Annotated in this window: 4 protein-coding genes; all 4 read left to right on the top strand. The window is 33.4% G+C overall.

All coding sequences use genetic code 11. The features are described from left to right. On the top strand, nucleotides 1-839 hold an 839-nt coding region (locus tag RMY64_RS00310), incomplete at its 5' end, for a class I SAM-dependent methyltransferase (protein WP_322669880.1). Nucleotides 840-865: 26 nt separating this feature from the next. After that, entirely contained in the window at nucleotides 866-4,585 is a 3,720-nt protein-coding gene (locus RMY64_RS00305) for a glycosyltransferase (RefSeq protein WP_322698993.1), read from the top strand. Nucleotides 4,586-4,629: 44 nt separating this feature from the next. Continuing rightward, on the top strand, nucleotides 4,630-5,595 hold the full coding sequence (locus RMY64_RS00300; RefSeq protein ID WP_322669878.1) for a GDP-mannose 4,6-dehydratase: 966 nt from the start codon (nucleotides 4,630-4,632) through the stop codon (nucleotides 5,593-5,595). 174 nt (nucleotides 5,596-5,769) lie between these two features. Then, a complete protein-coding gene (locus RMY64_RS00295; protein ID WP_322690588.1) occupies nucleotides 5,770-7,068 on the top strand; it encodes a glycosyltransferase family 1 protein in 1,299 nt (432 codons plus the stop codon). Nucleotides 7,069-7,177 lie beyond the last annotated feature (109 nt).

The following is a 7,177-nucleotide window of genomic DNA, read 5'->3' as shown; positions in this document are numbered from 1 at the left end:
TTTCTCAACTTGAGCAGAAAATAGAGCAAATTTCTCAACTTGAGCAGAAAATAGAACAGCTTTCTCAACTTGAGCAGAAAATAGAGCAAATTTCTACTGAATTACAAGCTGACAACAGTGTAACGAACCAAGCCTCTTCTAATGAAGAATCTAAAATTGCTAGTGGTTTATGGTTTAATGAACCAATAATTGTAGGCTATCGCGAAAATGGCGAAGCTTACTGGGCAGGAACTAATGAGAGAATATTCGAGAAGACCTTTGTTTTACAATCTCTTGCCCGTTTGTATGAATCAAGCAGTATAACAGTCTTGGATGTAGGGGCTGCTGAAAGTCTCCTTTCCTATGAGTTAGCGAGTTTTAATTATTCAGTTACAGCGATAGACATTCGTCCCATAGCATTATTTCATCCCAACTTAAAGTTTGTTAAAACTGATATCTGTAACCCTGTATTACCGTCAGCTAGCTTTGATTGTGTGGTTGCTTTATCAACTTTGGAACACATTGGTTTAGGATGGTATGGAGATAAAAAAGAGGAAAATTACGATTTTAAAGCTGTCCAACAGATTAGTTTACTTTTAAAACCAGAAGGTAGTTTTATCCTTACAGTTCCCTATGGGAAAAAAGCTTTAACACCAGTACATCGAATATATAACCAAGAATCACTACAAAAACTAATTCAGGATTTCAGGGTAGTTCAAATATCCTATGGAGTACGTAAGGATGATTTTACTTGGCTTATCACTGAAAATGAATTAGAAGCATCTGAAAAAGAACATAATCCAGATAATTACCTTCCTGGCGCAGTAGCTATGTTGGTATGTAAAAAAAACTTTGTATAAAAAATTAAATCTCAAATTTACGCAGCATGAAAATAGCCATTGATCTTCAAGCTCTGCAAACAAATAACTCTAGAAATAGAGGTATTGGCCGTTATACACAATCTGTAATAGAAGCTCTATTTAAACAGCAAAATACTTTCAGTTACCAGTTATATACGAATAATAATCTACCAGTCCCAGAACTGGATGATAATTACTTTAAGTATAATTCTGTAAATTACCCTTACATTGGTAGTTGCGACATCAATGAACTACTATTAAAAACTGTTTTAATGGCAGCAGATGTTGATATAATATTTCTACCTAGCCCGATGGAAGGTTTAGACTCTACAATACCTGATTATAGCGATTTTTCTAAAAAAGTTTTTGTCATTTGCTATGATTTAATACCTCTCATCTTTTCTGATAGATACTTAAGCGAGTCCAATATGCGCTCACTTTACATGAAGCGCTTAAAAAATATACAAAATGCTGATTTTATATTTGCAATCTCGGAAGCTACCCGCCAAGATGTAATTAAATTTCTCGATATACCTCCTGAAAGAGTTTTAAACGTTTCGGGTGGTGTTTCTGCTTTTTTCACTCCCATTGCTGCTCATGAACACCAAGCTTGGCTCGAAACTTTTGCAAGGAAATTTGGTATTTACAAAAAATTTATTCTTTATACGGGAGGCGAAGATTGGCGAAAGAACATTGAAGGGTTAGTCACTGCTTTTTCTGCCTTACCCAAAAATTTGCAAGAATGTTACCAATTAGTAATTGCCTGCAAAGTTTCTGAGCATTTTAGTAAAGAAATAACTAGCTTCGCGTCAAAATTAGGAATTAATAAATCTATAATATTAACAAATTATGTTACAGATGAAGAATTAAGAGCTTTATACTCAACCTGCTCTCTATTCGTTTTTCCTTCTTTTTATGAAGGCTTTGGTTTACCGCTATTGGAAGCTATTTCATGTGGCGCACCATCGATTGCAAGTAATACCTCATCCTTACCAGAAATTTTAGGTTCTGATGAATTACTATTCGATCCATACTCACCTTCTGATATGGCTGCCATCATGCAAAAAGTTCTATCTGATGAGAACCTTAGAACAAAAATCTCAGAAGATGCACTTCAGCAATCAGCAAAATTTTCTTGGCAATCAGTTGCTCAAAATATACTTGATGTGTTTCAAGAGCATCAGCTAATAAATAAAGTATCTATTTCAGTTAATCAAAAACCACAAATTGCTTTTTTTAGCCCATTACCACCAGCTAAATCTGGTATAGCAGACTATAGTTGGGACTTGTTACCATCATTGGGAAAACATATTAACCTTGATTTATACCATGATGATAGTTATTTGCTCGAGGTTAATATTAGTAATAACTTATTTTCTCATAGTAAATTTGAAGAGAAATTAAAGTCTCAATTTTATGAAAGTATTATTTACCAGATAGGGAATAGTAGTTACCATTCTTATATGTACTCCCAATTAATGAGATATCCTGGAATATCCGTGTTACATGACTATTACTTGGGAGGGCTAATTAATTATATGGAAGCTCGTTGTCCAGAACTTGGGATTAAATTTTCTCAAGAACTAGAACACTGTTATGGAAAAGATAAAGCATTACAAATTTTAAACCTTTTAAAAACAAAAGATTTAGATATTAATGAGAAATTATCAGAAGTAGGTCTTTATGTAAATAGAAGAATTTTTACGCGTTCTCTAGGAGTTATATTACACAGTAAATGGGCTTATAATTCTGCTATTAAAGAATTTAGTAATGATAATAGCCATATTGTTCATATACCTCAGATAGTGCCAAAGTATGTTGTTAAGGAAAAATCACTAATAGATCAATGTAAAGAGTTGGGTCTTCCAAACGATCAACTTATAATATCAACCTTTGGATTTATCAATAAAACTAAACGTCCCCTAGAAATTATTTATGCATTTAAGAAGTATCTTGAAACTCAACCTAATGCTTACTTAGTATTTGTGGGTGGTACTGATTACCTTGGTACAATTAATATAGAAAATGAAATTAAAAAACTAAGTTTACAAGATCGAGTAAAAGTTACTGGCTATGTCAATATGCCGGATTTTTACCGTTACATAGAAGTATCAGATATATGCCTCAACTTAAGATTTCCTTTTAATGGAGAAAGCTCTGCATCACTTTTGCGAATTTTGTCTGTTGGTAAGCCTACTATTGTTACAGATATCGGTTCCTTCTCTGATTTTCCCAATGATGTGGTGTTCAAAATACCCCATCCTGGACAAAGTGATGAAGTAGAAGAAATATTGAAATCTCTCATTTTACTAACTCAAAACTCAGACTACAGAAAATCCTTGAGCGAAAATGCATACAAGTATATTGCTAAGGAACATTGTCCAGATAAGTGTGCCAATTTATATGCAGAGCTTATCCAGCAAATACTTTCTTCACCTCAAGCAAAAAGTAAAGAACTTGCTGACTATGTAGGACGTAAATTAGCAAAATTTATACCTAATGCATCTAAAAAAGTACTTACTAATTTTGCTAGAGCTATTGATAATTCCTATCAGGAAGAACAGCAAGTCGTTGAAAATTTTGATTTAAACAATACTGCAATACTCATACAGCCTCCTTTAGGAAAAAAACTCAACTTTAATGATTTTTTACACGAATGTCGTTCTATTTGCCTTGCAAAAATACCACAATCTAAGGAAATATTAAGTATTGGATGTGCTGGAAATTGGTACTTTGAGTGGTTCGATAAATTTTATCCTTACTATATTGAAAATCACACTGGTATAGATTTAAATTCAAAGCCATTAGATTTACCAAATAATGTAACTTGGATTCAACATGATGGAGACGATCTAAAGTTAATAGAGTCACAAAGTTTTGACTTAGTATTTGCTGGTCAATTTATTGAACATATATCTTGGGAATCACAGGTAAGTTTCCTGTTAGAAGTCAATAGAGTACTTAAACCAAATGGCATTTTTGTACTTGATAGTCCCAATTATACTGTTACTAATAGATATGGATGGAAACAGCCAGAACATATACATGAACTGACTTTTAAACAAGTATGTGAGCTGTTGCCAATCTCAGGTTTTAAAATTCAAGATTCATTCGGTTTAATTCCAAAAGACTTGTTAGGAATGCCGCCTAATTTATTTGGCAGATATATTGAACCTTGTTTAGACATAAATTTCCATCAAGAAGAGATTGAAAAGGCAATTAATGAAGATCCGCAAAATTGCTTTGTTTGGTGGCTAACATCTCAAAAAATTCAAGAAATTGATCTTGCCGATAAAACTCTAATGAAGCGAATGCAGGAGTTTTATCTGGAAAACCAAAAAATTAAAAATGAGGTAATTTTTCATGGCATTGGTTCAATAATCGAAATCAAGCAAGAGTATTTTGTGAATGTAAATCCTGATGATGGACAAGGATTTGCAATTTTTGGCCCTTACGATTCTTATTGCAAAGGTAAATATTTAGTTGAATTTGAAATCTTTGCCTCTGATGATAATGAAATATCTAAAAGAAATCTAAATTTAGTTGTAGCGATCGCAGATATTTCTACTAATTCTGGTGCGCTAGTTCTAGCCAAAAAAGAACTTACTTTAAGAGATATTTTCAAGAAAGAGAAAACAAAACTAAAGTTTACTATAAATACAACATCTGTACTAGAGTTTCGAGTTTTATCGTTAGGACTATATCCAGTTTTAGTTGGTATTAAACCAAAAGTAACAATGCTATAATTCAGTATTTCCAGAGAAGAAATATATTGTAAAAAAAAGTGAGCATGACAACAAAAAAAGCCCTAATCACCGGGTTAACCGGACAGGATGGTTCATATCTTGCCGAACTACTCGTAGCAAAAGGCTACCAAGTCTTTGGTCTAGTCCGCCGTTCTAGCACTAGTAACCTAGAGCGCATCACCCACCTTTATGGCGACATTCAAATTGTATCCGGCGACCTCCTCGATCAATCATCCCTCATGGATGTAGTGAGCGAATGTCAACCTGACGAAATTTATAATCTCGCCTCTCAAAGTTACGTTCCTCTTTCTTGGACACAACCTGCTCTCACTGCTGAATATACAGCCCTCGGTGTTTCCCGCCTCTTAGAATCCATTCGTCGCTGCAAACCTGATGCCAGATTCTATCAAGCATCCAGTAGTGAAGTTTTTGGTCAACCCGACGAATCGCCTCAAACCGAACGCACTGCCTTTCGTCCTCGGAATCCTTATGGAGTTGCTAAAGCTTATGCTCATTGGATGACTGTCAACTATCGGCAGAAATACAACCTTTACACCTGTTGTGGTATTACTTATACTCACGAATCACCTCGACGTGGGACAGAATTTGTATTTCGCAAAATCACGCACGCAGTTGCCCAAATTAAATTAGGTTTGGCAAATGAATTAAAATTAGGCAACCTAGACGCCCGTCGTGATTGGTGCTACGCCAAAGATGCTGTCTACGCTATGTGGCTGATGTTACAGCAGGAACAACCCGATGACTACCTCATTGCCAGTGGTGAAACCTATTCTGTTAAAGAACTTGTTGAGTGTGCTTTTGACTGTGTTGGGCTTAATTGGCAAGATTATGTCTCGATTGACCCCGCTTTTTATCGCGCTGATGAATCAGTGCAGTTAGTTGGTTGCATTGATAAAATTAAAAATGGAATAGGTTGGCAGCCTCAATACTCTTTTAGTCAATTGGTCGAGTTAATGGTTGATTATGACCTTAAGAAATTAAGCAGTTAGCTTTTTAGTTTCTTAATCATAAATAACCATTCACTTGAAACTAGGAAAAAAGTAAAATAGCTTACCTAAGGATGTAACTACTAAGTTTTTTAGTTATGGCTTTTCTTAGGTAAGTTTTTTAAGTAAAAAATTTATTAAAAATTTGCATGAAAATAGTTTCAAATAGGTTTTAGAATGAAGATATTTATAGATTGTACTCACACTGCAAAACATACATATAAAAATACTGGAATCCATCGAGTAGTTCGAGAACTAACTTCTGAATTATTGCAAATAAGCTCAAACCGCACAGATATAGAAATAGTAGCGGTTATGTTTGATGGTAGTTTTATGCGGAGAGTGACTAATCTTAATCAACAGCAAAATGACCATTCGATCGAGGTTAAAAAATATCTCGCAATAACTAAAATAAATATAAAACTTCAAGCTCTACTTTTGAAGCTGAAAAATAAATTTATAAATTTATTTTATAGATTAAATTTAATTGATTGGTTTGATTCAAATTCAGCAAACAAAAAAGTTTTCCTTGAATTTGAAGATTCTATAATCCAGTCAGGAGATATATATGTAATAGCTGATGCCAATTGGGATTTACCTAAAACTTACTACCGATTTTTACAACTTTTAAAAACTTATAAAGTTACTATTGTAGTTATATGCTATGACCTCATTCCCATAAAATTTCCAGAATTTTCTTCTCAGAGATTTACTAAAGCTTTTACAAAATTCTACAGTGATTATTCGATTTTATTCGATAAGGTATTATGTATCTCTAAAAAGAGTGCTGAAGATTATAGTAATGCGATAAATAAAGGGATATTAGCTAATAATAATTCACAAATTATTCAAAGCTTTCGCTTGGGTAGTAATTATTATAAACAGGATTTATTACTAAGTGAAGAAAATAATAAGCCTAATGTAAAATTGCAGAAGTTACTTAATAAAAAATATATTTTAGTAGTTGGAAGTTTAGTGCCTCATAAAAATATTAAAACAATTATTGCAGCCTTTGATTTATTAATAAATTCTAGTTATGATGATGTATTTTTAATTTTTGCCGGTAATAAAGGTTGGGACTCAGAAACTGATAACTTGATAGAATCTAATAAAATGTATGGCAAGCTCATACAAATACTAGGTTCAGTGAGCGATGCTCAACTAGATTTTCTCTATCAAAACTGTTACTGTTTAGTTCAAGCCTCCTTTTATGAAGGGTTTGGATTACCTGTGGTAGAAGCACTACAACACTGTAAACCTGTGATTGCTAGCAATGGTGGATCTTTGCCTGAAGTAGGAGGCGATTTTTGTAGATATTTCTCTCCTACTCAACCAACAGAACTGTATGAAGCTTTAAAAGAACTACTTGATTCAGATATTTACTACAGTAATTTGGTAGAGCGCATAAAAAATGAGTATATACCATTCTCATGGCAACAATCTGCTGAAGAGTTTCTCTCTTGTTTGTATAATTAAATTCAGTTTGAATAAAAGCTTAAAATTTATTCGTTAATCTATCTTTTTTGTCTAAAAAACCCACAAGTAGAACAACTTACGCTATTAACTTCACAGTCAATTTTTAAGT

It is taken from the genome of Nostoc sp. DedQUE08 (assembly GCF_034530895.1).
Taxonomy (GTDB): domain Bacteria; phylum Cyanobacteriota; class Cyanobacteriia; order Cyanobacteriales; family Nostocaceae; genus Nostoc.
Note: the sequence above shows the minus strand (reverse complement) of the source record. Positions and strands in the feature narration are given on the sequence as shown.